This is a genomic window from Serratia sp. GW822-FHT06D09, from assembly GCF_058799515.1.
The window spans coordinates 105,189-121,265 of the sequence record NZ_JBXALO010000001.1; the positions used below are offsets into that span (position 1 = coordinate 105,189).

The 16,077-nt window shown below is 56.1% G+C and carries 17 protein-coding genes; 4 read left to right on the forward strand and 13 right to left on the reverse strand.

Annotation, left to right across the window (positions count from 1 at the left end):
• The first annotated feature begins 302 nt into the window (after positions 1–302).
• Entirely contained in the window at positions 303–1,733 is a 1,431-nt protein-coding gene (locus AC1RKG_RS00480; RefSeq protein WP_493181672.1) for a serralysin family metalloprotease, read from the forward strand.
• A 150-nt stretch (positions 1,734–1,883) separates the two neighbouring features.
• On the opposite strand, the gene AC1RKG_RS00485 is transcribed toward AC1RKG_RS00480, so the two are convergent.
• The 3 genes from AC1RKG_RS00485 to yniD form a co-directional block, all read right to left on the reverse strand.
• Positions 1,884–2,093: a hypothetical protein gene (locus AC1RKG_RS00485; RefSeq protein WP_041414492.1), complete on the reverse strand. Its 210-nt coding sequence runs from the start codon at positions 2,091–2,093 to the stop codon at positions 1,884–1,886.
• Between the two features lie 365 nt (positions 2,094–2,458).
• Complete coding sequence (locus tag AC1RKG_RS00490) at positions 2,459–2,596, reverse strand: hypothetical protein (protein WP_153263172.1); 138 nt, start codon at positions 2,594–2,596, stop codon at positions 2,459–2,461.
• Positions 2,597–2,614: 18 nt separating this feature from the next.
• The gene (gene yniD, locus AC1RKG_RS00495; RefSeq protein WP_369982358.1) at positions 2,615–2,707 is read right to left on the reverse strand and encodes a small membrane protein YniD; all 93 of its coding nucleotides are present in this window, start codon (positions 2,705–2,707) and stop codon (positions 2,615–2,617) included.
• A gap of 343 nt (positions 2,708–3,050) precedes the next feature.
• Here yniD and AC1RKG_RS00500 point away from each other — a divergent pair, with 343 nt between their 5' ends.
• A complete protein-coding gene (locus AC1RKG_RS00500) occupies positions 3,051–3,443 on the forward strand; it encodes an ASCH domain-containing protein (protein WP_020826536.1) in 393 nt (130 codons plus the stop codon).
• 1 nt (position 3,444) lies between these two features.
• Positions 3,445–4,047 (forward strand): C39 family peptidase, encoded by a 603-nt coding sequence (locus tag AC1RKG_RS00505; RefSeq protein ID WP_201895340.1) that lies wholly within the window; start codon positions 3,445–3,447, stop codon positions 4,045–4,047.
• Between the two features lie 54 nt (positions 4,048–4,101).
• Here the strand turns inward: AC1RKG_RS00505 and AC1RKG_RS00510 are convergent, their stop codons facing one another.
• The 3 genes from AC1RKG_RS00510 to AC1RKG_RS00520 form a co-directional block, all read right to left on the reverse strand.
• Complete coding sequence (locus AC1RKG_RS00510; protein ID WP_044550237.1) at positions 4,102–4,341, reverse strand: DUF1480 family protein; 240 nt, start codon at positions 4,339–4,341, stop codon at positions 4,102–4,104.
• A gap of 136 nt (positions 4,342–4,477) precedes the next feature.
• Positions 4,478–5,410, reverse strand: a complete 933-nt coding sequence (locus tag AC1RKG_RS00515; RefSeq protein ID WP_259217068.1) for a Csu type fimbrial protein — start codon at positions 5,408–5,410, stop codon at positions 4,478–4,480.
• Positions 5,411–5,428: 18 nt separating this feature from the next.
• Positions 5,429–7,774, reverse strand: a complete 2,346-nt coding sequence (locus tag AC1RKG_RS00520; protein ID WP_048762658.1) for a fimbria/pilus outer membrane usher protein — start codon at positions 7,772–7,774, stop codon at positions 5,429–5,431.
• Here AC1RKG_RS00520 and AC1RKG_RS00525 point away from each other — a divergent pair.
• Positions 7,773–7,940, forward strand: a complete 168-nt coding sequence (locus AC1RKG_RS00525; protein WP_020826541.1) for a hypothetical protein — start codon at positions 7,773–7,775, stop codon at positions 7,938–7,940. The genes AC1RKG_RS00520 and AC1RKG_RS00525 overlap by 2 nt on opposite strands.
• Here AC1RKG_RS00525 and AC1RKG_RS00530 read toward each other — a convergent pair.
• The 7 genes from AC1RKG_RS00530 to yebS all read right to left on the reverse strand — a co-directional run bounded on the left by AC1RKG_RS00530 (position 7,926) and on the right by yebS (position 15,978).
• Positions 7,926–8,690, reverse strand: coding sequence for a fimbrial biogenesis chaperone (locus tag AC1RKG_RS00530; protein WP_020826542.1), 765 nt, complete (start codon positions 8,688–8,690; stop codon positions 7,926–7,928). The genes AC1RKG_RS00525 and AC1RKG_RS00530 overlap by 15 nt on opposite strands.
• 22 nt (positions 8,691–8,712) lie before the next feature.
• Positions 8,713–9,261, reverse strand: coding sequence for a Csu type fimbrial protein (locus AC1RKG_RS00535; protein WP_020826543.1), 549 nt, complete (start codon positions 9,259–9,261; stop codon positions 8,713–8,715).
• Positions 9,262–9,266: 5 nt separating this feature from the next.
• The gene (locus AC1RKG_RS00540; protein ID WP_414618308.1) at positions 9,267–9,770 is read right to left on the reverse strand and encodes a Csu type fimbrial protein; all 504 of its coding nucleotides are present in this window, start codon (positions 9,768–9,770) and stop codon (positions 9,267–9,269) included.
• Positions 9,771–9,772: 2 nt separating this feature from the next.
• Positions 9,773–10,312 carry a Csu type fimbrial protein gene (locus AC1RKG_RS00545; RefSeq protein WP_122079008.1) on the reverse strand — a complete coding sequence of 180 codons (540 nt, stop codon included), beginning with the start codon at positions 10,310–10,312 and terminating at the stop codon, positions 9,773–9,775.
• 279 nt (positions 10,313–10,591) lie between these two features.
• Positions 10,592–12,028, reverse strand: coding sequence for a 16S rRNA (cytosine(1407)-C(5))-methyltransferase RsmF (rsmF, locus tag AC1RKG_RS00550; RefSeq protein WP_493181675.1), 1,437 nt, complete (start codon positions 12,026–12,028; stop codon positions 10,592–10,594).
• Positions 12,029–12,131: 103 nt separating this feature from the next.
• Entirely contained in the window at positions 12,132–14,762 is a 2,631-nt protein-coding gene (locus AC1RKG_RS00555; RefSeq protein ID WP_020826547.1) for a PqiB family protein, read from the reverse strand.
• A complete protein-coding gene (gene yebS / locus AC1RKG_RS00560) occupies positions 14,731–15,978 on the reverse strand; it encodes a membrane integrity lipid transport subunit YebS (RefSeq protein ID WP_048762701.1) in 1,248 nt (415 codons plus the stop codon). The genes AC1RKG_RS00555 and yebS overlap by 32 nt, the downstream gene beginning before the upstream one ends.
• Between the last annotated feature and the right edge of the window lie 99 nt (positions 15,979–16,077).

Below are 16,077 nucleotides of genomic sequence, written 5' to 3' on the forward strand. Positions count from 1 at the left end.
GGCTAAATTAAGGATTGCCGGGGTGGATTGCCCCGGTTTTTTTATTTTCGCCTGCCGCTAATAATAAGCAATCAAACGGAGTCAGAATTGAAGGTAATATTTTAATCAGATAGTTCTGTATTTTAATAAAAAGTGTCTATCCTGTTCTTTAAGGGATTATCGTTCTCATTAAGAGTGCTCATGGAGGGCGCCAAGCGCATTAGCGAGATCCCCGTATTTATTCAGCACCGGAACACGGCCATTAAGGCCATCCGACAGTGATCGTAGCGACTCACTGAAATGACGAATATGGAGATACTCTAATGTCATCAAGCAATCAACGCGTTAACCCATCGGCAGAAGCTACAAGCGTATTGGCCCTTCAAGGAGCCTATAAGGCTGACAGCGATCCTGAATTGAACGTCATTCATCCTTCGAAAAGTTTTGAAGATGCCGGGTTGGCATTGATCCGCGGCGACCGCAGTTGGCACGACAAAGGTGTGACCGATACCGCGGTTAACCTGAGTTACAGCTTCTGGGAACAGGCGCCAGGCAACATGTCTAGCATGGGGATCGGCGGCTTCAGCAGTTTCAATGAACAGCAGCGCGAACAGGCGAAACTTTCGCTGCAATCCTGGTCGGATGTGGCCAACATCACGTTTACCGAAACCAGCGATACCCAAAGTGCCAATATCAAATTTGGCCTGTTCGATGTCAGTTCACGCGGCTCCTATGCCTTCGCCTATAACCCCGATACCTCCCCATCGGTGGCTGGGCAAACCTGGTACAACGCCACAAGCAATGTGTTCGCCAATAACCTGATCCATGAAAACGAATATGGCCGTCAGACGTTGACGCATGAAATTGGCCATGCGCTGGGGCTGCAGCACCCTGGGGATTACAACGCTGCCCCGGGTGTGAGCATCACTTACAACAATGACGCGACCTATTTTGAAGACAGCCGCGCCCACAGCGTGATGAGCTACTTTGGTGAAAGCAGCACCGGCCAAGATTTCAAAGGCGCTTACTCTTCGGCTCCGCTGTTAAATGACATTACGGCGATCCAGCAGTTCTATGGCGCCAATATGTCTACCCGCAGCGGCGACACGGTTTACGGCTTTAATTCCAATACCGATCGTGATTTTCTCACCGCCACCCACGCGCAGGATAAAATCGTGTTCAGCGCCTGGGATGCAGGCGGTACGGACACCTTTGATTTCTCAGGCTTTAGCCAGAATCAACGTATTAACCTCAACGAGAAGTCCTTCTCCGACGTGGGCGGCCTGGAAGGGAACGTGTCAATTGCCGCCGGTGTGACCATCGAAAATGCGTTTGGGGGATCCGGCAACGATGTGATCATCGGCAACGCCACCAATAACATTTTAATCGGCGGCGCGGGGGACGACATTCTGTACGGCGGCGGTGAATCGGATCATCTGTTTGGTAATGAGGGTAAGGACACCTTCGTTTATTTCGCCGCCAACGAATCACGTGCTGATGCGCCGGATTGGATCGTGGATTTTATCAGCGGTGAAGACAAAATCGATCTGACGCTGTTCAACACCGGCAGCAGCAATGGCATCGAGTTCGTTAGTCAGTTCAGCGGTAAGGCCGGTGAAGCCTTGTTAACTTACGATGAGCTCAATCACGTCAACGATGTGGCAATCAATCTGGGAGGTGGGTTCGACAGCAGTGACTTCCTGGTGAAAGTGATTGGCCAGCCGCTGGTGGAGAGCGATTTCGTGCTGGTTTGACGGTTGCAGGCAACAAAAATAGTGCTTTATTGGGAAAAACACGACAATTCCTATTAATTTCGTCATGTTAGCCTGACATAGTAGCGCACAGAAGGCCGGGCTTGCATACCTCGGGCTTCTGCCGAATCGCCAACCAATCCGGTTGGCGATTCATTTTCCATCTTTCAGCATGTTGATCGCCGCGCTTATCAGGATCCGGCGTTCAATGTCGTTGCTTTCGGCCAGCTGCTGCGCCAGGTGTTTTGCCAGCGTTTCGACCGATAAAACCTCGCCGCGATGACGCAACTGCATCACGCTGTCGCCGATCAAACGTGCCACTTCATCCCACACGGTTTTTATCTCCTGCTCCGAGAACATCATGGGTTACCTCGGCTGGGTGATTTTTGGTCAATGTAGCAGTTGAGGTCAGGGGGCGCCACCGTACCGATCGCACAATGCCAAAACCGGATGCATAAAAAACAAGCCATCAGTATTTCTTCTGGTTTTTTCGTCCAATACTAACAGTGTCGAATATCTGGAGGGTGAATGATGAGACTGGTCGATAAACTGGCTGAGTACCATCGCCGGAGCCGGCGGGCTGAAGCGCAACATTGGCTGTACCGTTTATGGCTGCCGCAAGGGGAGGCGAGAATTACCTATTTACGCGAGTTGTTGGAGCCTGAAGCTAAGCAACCCGCGAAGCGGGAACACTGAAAGAAGGCGTGTCAGTATCCGGCCGGACTGCGTTACTCGAGAATATCTTCGATCTCTTCAAGCACCTGGTGACCCAGGTCGGTGGTGATCATCAAAATACCGCAGACCAAAATAACCAGCGCCAGCAGCAGTAAGGCGATTTGTACGCCGTTGCCATTTCGTTTTGCCATGGGGCCTGCTCCTTGCCGTTAGCCGAAAACTATTGCCGCCCAGCGCAATAACAGTAGGGCGAGACAGATCAGCAATAATATTAAAAACATCTTCCAGTGCTTGCTGCGCATGCGTTTGGTGGCCAATGTGACCTCCTGTTTTAGTGATCAGCTGAAATACCAGCCGCCGATAACAAAGATAACAATCACGGTGACCGCCAGAACTTTTAACAGGTCGCTGAAGGTGTCATCGGGGTCTTTGTCGTCATTCTTCATTTTACCGCCTGGCCGAGAGCCATTGAGTGAATTGCGTTCACAGTATGCCTGTTGTCCCGGCATAGGCACAGGGGTTTACCCCAAACAGCCGTTAAAAGAGCCCAATAAGGCGGCTGCGGGCTGAATTCGGCAGTGCAGGCAGCGCCGGATACGTTGTACTATTCTGTCTGCACAATGATTTATTTAAAAAGGTATGGCAATGGCGAGCGAAATTCCGAAGAAATATGAAAACACCGAGCGTTGGGCGTTCGGCAAGACCGAGCAGCAGGCCGACGACGTGGCCAAGCTGATCCTGGACGGCACCAAGACGGCAACCTGCTCCAATCTGGACGGCGAAGGCATCCCGCTGGCCGGTGACGTATTTGTAGTGGTGGATGGTAAAGGTCAGCCGGTTTGCGCGGTGGAACTGACGTCGGTAGAGATGAAAACCTACGATCAGGTTGATGAGGCCCATGCTTTTGCCGAAGGGGAAGGTGACCGTTCGTTGGCCTATTGGCGTAAAGAGCTGCAGAGCTTCTTTGAAGAATATGAGCTGTTCTCACCGGACATGACGCTGGTGCTGATGAATTTCAAAGTCACAGAGACTTTCTGATTTGACGTCCCCCGTGCCTTACGTCTGCCAATGGGCGACGCCTGAGCTGGCGGCCGACCTGATTGCCGGGCGCGTGACGCTGGCGGATGACGCTAACTGGGCGCTCAGCGGCGCGCGCGACCGGGCTGAATATATCGAATGGGCGAATCACGTTTGCGGTATGGCCTGCCTGAAAATGGTGTTGAGCCACCGCGACGGCGATGCGCCGCCGCTGTTGGAGCTGGCGCGCCGCAGTTTGCCTTATGGGGCTTACGTGCGTGAGGGGGAGCGCATCAAGGGGCTGATTTATGCGCCCTTTGTCGACTTTGTGCGTGAGCAGTTCGCCCTGGAGGCGGAGGTTCAGGTGGGTATTGAGGCGCAAGCGCTGCCACAGCTGTTGGCGCAGCGACGCTATTTTATGGCCTCGGTGCACCCTGGCATCCGCTGGCCCGAACAGACACCGCCACAGCGGGGCGGCCATCTGGTGTTGATTACCGCCGCTGAGGCGCAGAGCGTGACTTTTCACAATCCGTCTGGCGATCGGCCGCAATCGCGCCAACAGGTCACCTTACCGTTGGGCAGCTTTGCCCGCTTTTTCGCCGGGCGCGGTATCGCAATAGCATAAAAAAACGCGCGTTGTTCCCAGCGAAACAGCGCGCGTTCTCAGATATTCCATCATTCAATCCAACCGCATTACCCAGGCATCGGTCTGGCGATCGTAATGCTGCTTATACAGCAGCGATTGCTTGCCATCGAGTATTGCCGGGATGCTGGTGTGCTCATCCCAACCGTCTAACTGCATGCACAAATCGGGATCCGACTTGCAAGGGATCGCCAGTGTACTGACCTGCTCGGGCGAGGAGGACAAATGTGCGTCATCAACCTCGAAACTGCCTATTTTCACCACGGTTTTGCCCATTGGAACTCCTTGCTTGCTGCGCTGGTATGAGGTGTGACCAGTTGGGTCATCTTAATCAGCATAGCTAAATGAGCAAAAAATGCCACATAAAAAATACAAACTGGCAACATGAGCATTCAGCGGCTAGCGCAGGGGCTTAATACTCCACGACAAAACTCAGGTTGTCCTGGTAGGTGCCCACCGGCACTTCGGTTTGCGCCTGGTTGATTTGCGCCAGGTAGGGAATGCTTTGTGCCAGCCCTGTGCCAGAGCCTGCTTGCTTGTTAGCGCTGTTCCACACCGTGGTGGTGTTGGGCAGGTAAATTTGATACTGCAGATAGTTGCTGGTGCCACTTTTCATTCGGCGCCATCCGGTGACGGGGTTATTACCATCGGTAAAGTAGGTATTGTACCCCTCGGTTTTAGTACAGGTGAGGGTGATGCTTTGGTTCACCGGATTAAACTGACCCACTAATGCCATGCTGCCGAAATTGACGTTTTGCGCGGTACCGAGCAAACAATCTTTGGTGATCGTCAGGCTGATGTCCACGGTGCTGGGCTTATTGGTGCCGTCCCACCAAATGCAAAGCCCAATCAGACCCAGGCCGCAGATATGGTAATTCCACACCAGGTTGACGGTATCGGTATAGGTACCTGCGCGCACGTTAGCCCCGGCGGTAGTTTTGATATACAGCGGGAAATTGACGTTGGGCGAGATCAGGATCAGCGTCAACAGGTTCAGTGAACTGTAATCGATGGTTTGTCCGACGCTGTAGGGATATTGGTAATTCGCATCGGGGTAAATCAAATAAGGAATCTGATCGCCGGAACCGTCGGTATTAGCCAGCGCCATATTGTGGGTGGTCGAGTTGATTTTAACCGTCACGGTGTTTTGCGTCAGCAGCGACAGGCCAAGGCCGCTGCAGTTGAGCCCGGCGGTACCCTGAGCGCTGAGTGAACCGTTATAAACGGCAAAAGAGCTGCTGCCGGGCAGCGTCACGGCACCGTTGGTGGTGGTACAGTCGGCGAGCGCCTGGCGGGCTGTGAGCAAGAGCAGCGCCAGCAATAACGCCTTGGTTCCACGGATCATATTTGTCTCCATAATGAGTTACTGGCACACGATCGGCCCGATACTTTGGATACCCTGGGTTTTGGTCAGGTTGAATTGCGCCTGGCAAGGGGCACTGCCGTCTGCCGGGATAACGCTCAGCCGGTTTTGCAATTGCACCGGATCCACATACACCATGCCATCCCAACCGACGTAGCTTTGCTGTTTGCTGCCGATAACGGCCACTTCACTGCCATTAGCCAGTGGTTTGCCCTGGGCGTCGACCAGTTTGACGTCGGCGGCGGAAATGTGCTGGATGGGAAAATCGACCAGAAAACCGCTGTGATCGCGGATTGCCACGGTTTTCTCTACGGTGGGAACCGCCACGTCTGCAGGCAGGTTGAGCGGATCGATTTGGAATTTGGCGTGGTAGTAGGAAGTGACGGTTGGCACCAGCAAATAGCCTTTGGCGTTGGTCACCCCGATTAACTGATTTTCATAGCGGACCGGGATGTCCGGGTAGCCCTCGGTAGAGATCAGGGCGAAGGCGTCATTGATGGTGTTAGTGGCATACAGATCGCCTTTCATTGCCACCAGCGAGCCGCTCACTTCGCCCCAGCGGGTATAATCATTGCTGTTGCCGTACATCCCGCCGCGGGCTTCGAGCAGGCGGGTACGCCAGGTGATATCGGCCTGGCTATAGCTGTCGCTGCTCTGTCCGTCCGCATAGGCCAGGTTCCAGCCCAAACCACCGTCGGTCGGCGCGGCACGGCTGTAGCTGACGCGTTGGTTCCAGCGATTGTTGTTGTCACGAGAGGCGCTGACGCTGGCGGTACCCCAACTGTCGAAGGGAATGGACAGTTGCAGTTGGGCGCTATAGCCGCTGCTGCCGATTTCACGGTTCACTGACGCATACAGACTGGTATTGCGCCACAGCGAGATGCTGTAGGAGAAGTTGGCCAGACGAGTGCGTTGGCCAATGGCGTCACGGACATCGAAATAGCCGGCGCCAATGCTACCGAATCGGTTCAGACCGATACTGCCGGTCAGTTGATCGGTACGGCGGCTCAGACGATAGTCACTTTTATACACCGAAATATCACCGAAGCCGGCGCTGCGCAGGATGCGCTGAGCATTCAGACTGTAATAGCGGTTGCTGTAGGTGTAGCCGATGCTGCTTTGATCGCCATGATTGGAGCTGTATTGATAGACCGGCTGCGGATCGGGCTGCGGGATAGGTTGACCGGTCAGGGGATCGTAGTAGTTGGGTTGTTGCGAAGGTTGATAATCGTTAAAGGCATTATCGCTGGCCTGGCTGTAGCTGTACGAGGCATTGAAAACGCCCCATTGACCAAGGCGAATATTCGCACCTGCGCCACCCACCGCCAATTCCGCTGCGCCTTCGGCGCGGCCTTCCAGAGTCAACCAGTCAGTGACGCCGTAACGTCCGCTGCCGCTGGTCACCCACTGGCCATAATCGGCAGAGCTCATGCCATAATTGCGTCGCAGGGCACCGGCGGACAGGCTGAAATCGCTCATGCCGGTCTGCAACAGGTTACTGGCGACATAAAACGGCACCACGGTACTGACTTGTCGGCCTAGTGCATCGGTGGTGACCACGGTGGCTTGGCCCGCGCCGTTAATGTAGGGCACGGTATCCAGGGTGAAAGGACCGGGGTTAACGCTGGTGCTGCTGTTTTTATAGCTGTTGATATACAGATCGACGCTGCTGGGCAGAGCCGCCTGGCCCGAGAACTGCGGTAGCGGATAGGTGATCAGGTCTGGCCGGGAAGCAAAATTACGCGCCAGCTGGACGCCGCCGATACGCACCGAACTGCTCCAGGTCAGGGCGCCGGTGGTGAGATCGCCAGCGGTATAGCTAAGCAGGCGGTCATCATCATTGTAGCGCCACTGACTGTCGTAGCGGATATAACGGTTGTCCTGCTCACTGTTGGCGGAGGTGTTAAAGCTGCCGCGGAAAATACCGGTGTTCGACACCACGCCAAAGCCATCGAACAGCCGTTGTTCTGTCCAGGCAGAAAGAGAGCCCGGCTGGCCGTTGGCGCTGCTTTGGCTGGCGTACAAATCGTAATTGAACAGCAGGCCGAGGCTGCTCTGCGCCGGCAGGCGATCCAGTGGGTTCTGAGCGTTGAATTTTTGATTGGGTAGCCAGTCGTTGGGGACGTTGATCATCAACTGTTGGGTTTCACCGCTGTAGGTGACGTCCACTTTCTCTAATTGGTCGACGGCGATTTCTTTCGCCTGTTTATCCGCTACCGGCAGGCCGGCGTCGAGCAACTGCTGTGGTGTGAGGTAATAGTGGCCGCCGCGATAGGTCACTGGCACCACTTTCCCGGTCTGACGACCATTAACCACCGGCTCCAGATACAGGGTGGTATCCGGCATGCTGATGGCGCTGGGCGGCGGCGGCAAATCGTCGGCGCAAGCGTACGGTAGCCACGGCGTGGCCACTGCGCACAGTACGGCGAATGCTAACGGCTTCAGCCCGAACCCGTTACGCCTGGGGGACGGTATCCTGGTTAACGGCACATCAAGCTCAATAAGCGGTTAAGGTTATCGGCTGTTTGTTATCGTTGACCGTGGCTTGCAACTGACCGCTGCTGAAACTGCCCGATGCCGGCAGGGCAAAGCGCATCTGCGAACCGGGCAACACATACCCCATCAGACCGGCATTAAGCGTTTTTCCCTGCATCGTCACTTTGGAGATACGCGCATGCACGATGCCCTGGTTGCGCACCTCCAGCCAACGTTGGCTACTCTGTTGCAACAGACGGTAGCTGAGCTGCGGCTGGTTGGCGGTGGCGTAATCGCGCGGTTTTTCTGAGTCTTGCTTGGTCCAGACCCCTTTACCGCTGACAAACAACGGGACTGAATAGCGCATCTGGAATTTCAGCCCCATCTGCGCCCCTTCTGGCGCGGATTGACTGCCTGAATCTTTTACCGGGACTTCATCAATCAGAATACGGTAGGCTCGCTCCTGCCCGGCGGGCGGCGGGGTTTGTTTAACCAGCCGGATCAGTTGGCGTTTTCCTGGTGCAATTGAGGCAACCGGCGGGCTGGCGATCACTTCGCTTTGGTTGCTGTAGTCGTCTTTGCCGGCGGTCTGTTTCCAGCCGAGCACCCGCACTTGCATATAGACCGGCTTGCTGTCCCGATTTTCCAACCATAGCGCCGTCGCGGGTTGTTGATCTTCAATCACTGGATCGATGGGCCAAATCAGGATTGACGCGGCGGCCAGAGCCTGTTGTTGGCCGACAATCAGCAGCGCTGCCGTCAGTGGCAGTCGGAAGGGTATGCGCATGGCTAAATCCTTATTCAAAATACTAATAAGTGACCGTCAGTAAGACCGTATCGCTGTATGTGCCACTGGTGGGCAGGGTACTGGTCGAGAACAAACGGGCATAAACTTTTATTTCCTGGGTGCTACCGGTCGCGGCGACGACCTCTGTGGTGCCGCCGTTACTGCCATCGCCCCAAATGGTGGAATAATTACTGTCCTGGTAAAGCTGATAAATCAGGGTCTCGGGGGTCAGGGTATTTTTCAATTTGCGTCCGGCGGAGATAGAACCGGTGACATTGTTGCCGATGCCAAGCGCCAACGTGACGCTCAGACCTGGGTTGCAGCGAAACAGCACGGAACCGGCCCCCGAACTGGAAACTATGCTGATATTGCTGGCTAACGAGGAGATCTGTCCAAAGTTGAGGTTGCCGAAGGTGGTGACATCGCTGCTGCCGCTGCCCAAAATACAGCCTTTCACTACCGTCGCGTTGACGGTAAGCGCCTGGGTTTTTTGCTGATCGTTGACGCCCGTGTCGCCCAGTACCGGCGGCGTTATCATCCAGAGCAGTAAACCACCGCTTAAAATACGCATTACCCTTACCAATTGATGGTGACCTGCACGGTGTCGGTGTAGCTGCCGATCGGAGGAGTGGATTGCGCCGGGATCATGCCATACACCGGTAACCAGTTATCCTGACCGTTGGCGGTTTGCGATACTCCGGTCAGATTATCCCAAATGGTGCTGTGGGCGCTGGTGGTATACAGGTTGTAGTTCACCTGTTGGCCAGCGGCACTTTTCAGGTAACGGGCCGCGGTGTTACCGCTTTGCCCGCCGCCCAGCAGCACGTTGTAACTGGTGCCGTTGTTGCATTTGACACGAATGGCGCCCGCGTTTTGTTGCCCGGCAATACTGACGTTGGTAGTGAGGAAATAGACCGTACCAAAGTCCAGCGAACCAAAGCTGACATTGCCGCCCGAGTTGCTGCCTGCTTCACAGGCCTTCAACAAGGTGGCACTGACGCCGATGGTGGCGGTTTTGCTATCCGCGTTCACCGCCAGGCTCAGCGTCAGCAACCCAAAAACAAAAAGGGCTTGCCGCACTGTTACCAGGTTACCGTCATCGTCACGGTATCGTTGTAGGTATCAGGATCTGGCGTAGTGGCCGCCGCCGGGACACGGCCATAGACAATTAATGGAACCGCTGAGCCGGTACCGGTGCCGGTCAGGGCATTGGCGCCGCTAGACCAGGCGGTAGCACGTGCCGAATCCTGATAGAGGTTGTACTTGATTAACGCGCCTGCCGTACTGGCCATTTGGCGTTGGTTACCGGCACCCACGTGCAGACCGTTATTCAACGCCACGGTATAGGCGGTGCCTGTGGTACAGGTCAGCGACAGGGTACCTGCACCGCCGGAACCGGTTGCGCTGGCGTCAATAATGTTGGACAGGGAAGAGTAAGTCCCGAAGCTAATGGCGCCAAAGTCGTTGGCGCTACCCGCGCTGTTTCCACCGCCGACCACGCAACCCGCGCCGATGGTTAAGGTTACGCCCAGGTTGCCCTGAATAGTGCCTGCTGCGTTAGCTGCGCCGTTTGCGCACAGCAGGGTGGCTACCGAGGTCAATGCCATCAGAGTTTTTTTCATATTAGTTTCCTTGCTGTGTAAGGGAGAACCCCACAAAAGCGCCGCCCGGAACCGGGTTAAACGCATTAATTTATTTACAGTTTAATTAATAGAATAAGAATGCTGAATTGTCTTGGTCAGGAGCCAAAAATTATCTTTATTTTTGAAAGGCGTCGGTATATTTGGCAAGTCGGGAGGATAATGCCGAAAAGGGTAAATGATTAGAATAATAATATTCCCCTATCGGAATATTATTAGCGCCATTAACTGGCCGGCATTTTCCGGCCAGTTTCAGCGCATCTACTGATGAAAATCCAACGCACCGTCGCGAACCAGTTCGCGGGGCAGATTGTTTTTTATCCGGCTGCCGATGCGTTTGGCGATCCCCAGCGGCTGTTGCTGATAGGTCACGATGCATTCATCGGTCAGCGGCGGTGAGTCCGGGTACAGGTCGCGGCCGTGATACCACTCCTGCGCCAGTGTGGCATCCAGCTCAAAGCGCTGTTTACCGTCAGCCGCCGCCAGCGCGATCACCGCTTCGTGCTGCCAGCGATAGCCTTTGGTGAAGCGTTCGGCCAGTTTCAGCCCAATGCGGGAAAAACGTACTTTGTTGACGAACGTTTCCAGTTCGGCAGGGAACAGCCAAATCTCTTTATCACGCGCCCACAGGCGGCTGGTTTCATCCCAGACCAACCCGGAAGCAGCGGCGGCCTGGGCGATTTCAGCAGAGTCCTTAGCGGAAAGCGGCGCGAACGGGAATTTGCCCAGCTTATAGCTTGGTTTCGCCAACGCGGGCACGGAATGATGTTTGCGCAGGCGGGCCACGAAGAAGCCTTCGCTGTCATAGATCTGCGGGAACACGTGCAGGAAGCCTTCGGCGGTCAGGGCCTGTTTGGCGTCTGGGAACAGTTCGCCCAATGGCTCGACGCTGACCGCGTCGCCATAGGTCGCCAGCAACCCGTTGACGATCTGCTGATTTTCCTGCGCGTTGAGCGTGCAGGTGGAGTAGACCATGACGCCACCCGGTGCCAGGGCATGGAAGGCGCTGTCGATCAGCTCGCGCTGAGTCTCGGCGATGGAGGCAACGCTCTCCGGCGACCAGTTGCTCATGGCGTCCGGATCTTTGCGTACTACGCCTTCACCGGAGCAGGGTGCATCCAGCAGAATGGCGTCGAAGCTTTCCGGTAGTGCGGCGCCGAATACCCGCCCGTCAAAGTGGGTGAGCGCCGTGTTTTTAACCCCGCAGCGGCTGATGTTGGCATGCAGCACCTTGACCCGGCTGGCGGAATATTCGTTCGCCACAATGCCACCCTGGTTGTTCATCAAGGCCGCAATCTGAGTGGTTTTGGAACCCGGCGCGGCGGCGACGTCCAGCACCCGACGTGGCGTTTCCCCTGCGGCGAACAGTGCGCTGACCGGCAGCATCGAGCTGGCTTCCTGAATGTAAAACAGGCCGCTCAAGTGTTCCGCCGCGCTACCCAGCCGCAGTTCCTCGTCTTTGCGCTCGATCCAAAAGCCTTCCGCGCACCAGGGGATCGGCTCCAACTGCCAGTCGTAATCCTGCACCAGCGTCAAAAAGTCGGCAACGCTGATCTTCAGCGTATTCACTCGCAGGCTGCGGCGCAGCGGGCGTTGGCAGGCGGCAATAAAATCGTCCATCGACAGGTCGGCGGGCATGATGGCACGCGTCGCGTCGAGAAAGGCGGGCGGCAAATAAACGGAGGCAGGTTTGGCCACGGGGTGAGCTCTCTGGCAGCTGTCAAAATAAGGGCGGAAGTTTACCACAAAGCTGGAAACAGTAGGGGCCCAGCATTGCTGAGCCCCTGAGAAGGTGACTTATTTACTCTTTAGGGATGGCGGTGCCCCAGTCTCTCCAGTCCTTAGGTTCCTCCGCATTCAGCATAAAGTGCTTGTGCGGCGTGGCCTTAGGCGCCAGCGGAATACTTGGCGGGGTGGCGAAAGCAATGCCGCCGCGAATGAACTGCTGGAAGGTGCCGCTCTTGATCACGCCGCCGGTCAGGCCAAACTGCAGGTTATAGCCGGAGGCTTGCCAGAACACGCTGTTGTTGCGAACCAGATATTGGTATTTCTTGCTGATGCGCAGCGCCACGTGGATGCGATCGGACATGGCCCCCAGATAGAAACCGGTGACGGTGCCCACTTCCACGCCGCGGAACAGCACCGGGGTCCCAATCTGCAGCGAGCCGGTTTCGGCCGCGTCAAGGATCACGCTCAGACCGTCCAGATAGCGCGAGTCGGTGATGCTGGCTTCCTGCAGCTCAAAGCTGCGCAGCTCGCGCCCGCGACCCGGTTCCACGTTGATATAAGGTTGCAGCAGGGTATCGAGGTTGCTGACTCCGGCGGCGGAAATCTCCGGCGAGACAATCGAGAATCGGCTGCCCAGGCGTGCGAAGGTCTGGACGTATTCCGGATACAGCACCGCCTTGGCCAAAACTTCATTTCGCTCTGGCGCCAGCTTCAACGAATCCACCTGGCCGATATCGATGCCGAGATAGCGCAGCGGCATACCCGGCGACAGTTTGCTGGCGTCGTAGGTTTTCAGGATGATCTGGCTACCCACCGCGCGGGCGGCGGTTTCCGTGGCGTACAGTACGCGTTTGGCGCCTTTGTCCAGCGTCACGCCCTGCAGGTTGTCGAAACTTATGGCGCCTTTCAACGCGCGGTTAAGCGGGGATGCCTGTACCGTCAGACCGTTGCCGTTCAACTGCACCTTGGCACCGCCCTCGGCCCAGAAGATGCTTTCACTGGTCAGCAGCTTGCGGTATTCCGGGCTGATATAAACATCGACTTCAAACTCGTTGGCCTTGGGGCGCACGTTAACAATTTCGCCCACCTGGAATTTGCGGTACAGCACCACCGAACCTGCCTGCACGTCAGGCAGGCTGACGGCGTTCAGCGTCAGGGTCGGCGTTGGGCTGTTACCGACGATGCCGGCTTCGGCCTTTTCGCTATTGCCGTACAGTGGATACTGGCCGACTGGATCGCCTTTGCTGCCGGGGATGATGCGCACGCCGCCGTCCAGCCATTCCTGCGCGCTGGCACCCAGCACTTCCATGCCATCGAGCCCCAGCTTGACGTCGACGCGGCTGTTGACCACGAACTTGCTGTCTTTATGCAGCAGGCGGCGATATTGAGCCTCCACGGCGGCGGTGAATACCACGCCGCTGTCGGTTAGCGCGCGGCTCATTATTTGGCCGACCTTGACGCCATGAACCACTAGCGGCTGGCCAACGTCGATGCCGTAACTTTGCGGCGCGTTAAGCGTTACGGTCAGCACGCCCGGCTGTTGCAGTAGGGTTTCGCTGCTGTCCAGCACGTTGAAGTGCTGCTGCGGCTCGCCTTCGCCCGGCACCAGCTCCAGCGTATTGCCGGTCAGCAGTTGGCTGAGTTTAGCGTCGTTAAGACTCAAGCGCGGGCTGCGCATGACGATCCGCGTACCGCTGCGCATTAAATCCACCACCGACGGATCGATGGTCAGTTCGCCGGTGACCTTACTGTCTTGTTCCAGCGTCAGTTTGGTCAAAGTACCTACCTGCAGCCCCTGATAAATCAGCGGCGTGTGATTTTCACTCAGGCTGTTACCGCTGGGCAAATCAAGCGTAATGTTAACGCCACGCTGGCTGTGCGCCAGATCCGGGTAGAGGGTGTAACTTTGATCGGCCTTGGCCTGTTGACCGTCGAGCGGTGAATCAAAAGCGATGGCGCCGTTAACCAGCGCGGCCAGGCTTTCCATCTGCACCGAGGCGCCCGACAGGCTGAAATCGCCCTTAAAGCCGGAAACGTTCCAAAAACGGCTGTTGCCCTTCACCAGATTGGCAAAGCGGCGATCGATCAGCACATCGATAGTGACGCCTTTATTCCCTTCGGAGATGGTGTAGTCATACACCTTGCCGACCGGAATTTTGCGGTAATAGACCAGCGAGCCGGTATTGAGCGACCCCAGATCGTCGGCATGCAGGTGAATCATCAGCTCGCCGGTGTTCAGCCGGTATTTGGGCTGAGTATCGAGGGCGGTGAAGTGGGTTTGCGGCTGCCCGCTGCCCGGCATCATGCCAATGTAGTTGCCGCCAACCAGCGCATCCAGGCCTGACACACCCGCCAATGAGGCTTTTGGCGTAACCAGCCAAAATTGGGTGCCGTCGCGCAACGAGTCTTCCAGATCGCTCTTGATGCTGGCTTCGACCACGATGCTGCGCAGATCCTTGCTTAGGCTGATGCTCTGTACGGTGCCGACTTCTACCCCTTGATAGCGCACCGGGGTACGGCCAGCGACGATGCCTGCCGCAGACTGAAAATCAATGGTCACCGTGGTGCCGCGTTCCTGGAAATTGCTATAGACCAGCCACCCCGCAATCAGCAGGGCAATAAACGGCAGTAACCAGAATGGCGAAATGCGGCGCTTGTTTTTGACCCGCGCTTCAGTCGGTGTATTCGGCGTTTCCTGTTGCATGTGCATCCCAAATCAATCGGCTATCCAGCCACTCTACGGCAAGAATAGTTAAAATAACCGCAGACCCAAAGTAAAAGGCTGCCGGTCCCATAGTAAAAGATAACAACTGGTCGCGGTTCACCAGCGACATCATCAGTGCAATAACGAATAAATCGAGCATTGACCAGCGGCCGATCCAGGTCACCAGCCGCAGCAAGCGAATGCGCGTTTTCAGGCTGTGCGAGGTTTTGAAATGAATACTGAACAATATCGTGATCAGCACAATGACCTTGGTAAAGGGCACCAGCACGCTGGCGATGAAGACGATGGCGGCGATCGGCACATTGCCGGAGCTTGCCAGTGACACCACCCCGGAGAATATAGTGTCTTCCATCCGGGCGCCATTGGCGTAAATGATCGATATCGGCAACAGGTTGGCCGGGATCAGTAAAATCATTGCCGCAATCAGCGCCGCCCAGGTTTTTTGCAGGCTGTAGGGCTGACGGTGGCACATGGGCACATGGCAGCGCGGGCAGCGTCCGCGCTCATCGGGATAACCGGTGAAATGGCACGACAGACAAATATGCAGTGCCGTCGGTGGGCCTTCAGGTTGCTCTTGCGGGTAGTAGCGTTCCCACAACTGCTCCAGATTGACGTGGATTAGCGTCAGGATGCTGAGCAGGGTGAGTGACAGGTAGGCGATCAGGGCGCTGCCGGCCTGAATATCGGCATACTCTTTGACCTTTATGGTTGCCACGGCCATGCCAATCAAATAAATATCGAGCATCACCCACTCTTTTAACCGTTCCAGCATCAGCAGCACCGGGCGCAGGTTCATGCCCAGCGCATGGCCGAAACGCAGGTACAGAAGCGACAGCGCCAACGTCAGTGGAGCACCTATGGTGCAGAACGCCACCATGCTGGCGGTGATAGGATCACCCTGGCGACTCATCTGCCAGATGCCTTCCAGCAGGCTGGCGTCGATACGTACGCCCAGCAAGCGGATGCTGATCAGCGGTTCGCTGAAGGCGAAGGGCATCAGCAGCAACATGGTGACCGCCATGGCGGTCAGTCGAGTCATCGACCAGTCGCGTCCGCTGACCACCTTCGCATCACAACGTGGGCAGTAGGCTGCCTGTTTACCGCTGAGCGGCGGCAACACAAACAGCAGGTCGCATTCGCAACAGCGCTGGTGGCGTGCTTTGGAAAGTGGGCCGGTGATAGCGTGTATTTTCATCATGAGAAAAGCTGCCCTATAGCTCGCCGCAACAGTTAGCGTAGCTGAAAAATAAATCTGTCCGTGCTCATCGGTTCAAGCGCCGGGCGGCAAAACAGG